This window comes from Halomonas marinisediminis (genome assembly GCF_004347715.1).
GTDB classification, from domain to species: Bacteria; Pseudomonadota; Gammaproteobacteria; order Pseudomonadales; family Halomonadaceae; genus Halomonas; species Halomonas icarae.
Genome location: NZ_SLTR01000484.1, coordinates 1 through 270, shown reverse-complemented (window position 1 = coordinate 270; position 270 = coordinate 1). Strand labels below are relative to the sequence as shown.

Below are 270 nucleotides of genomic sequence, written 5' to 3'. Positions count from 1 at the left end.
CCGTTGTTAGCGTTTCGAGCCTGCTGATCATTCGCATACGGGCCGACAAAATCGTCCGAGGGCAAGGCAGAGCGCTCGTACATCTCACCCTCGTCATTGGGACCATCCTTCACCTTGTATTCCGCGGCAAGGGCCTTGATTTCCTCGTCATTGAAACCAAGAGCTTTTAAGTTGCGAAAGGCCAATTGGGATACGCCGTGACAGACCGAACAAACCTGTTTGTAAACCTGGAAGCCGCGCTGCAACGCTCCACGATCGAACGTACCGATG

General features: G+C 53.7%; 1 protein-coding gene. It reads right to left on the bottom strand.

Annotated elements, in window-relative coordinates:
• On the bottom strand, window positions 1-270 hold a 270-nt coding region (locus E0702_RS17505; protein ID WP_205742072.1), incomplete at both ends, for a cytochrome c1.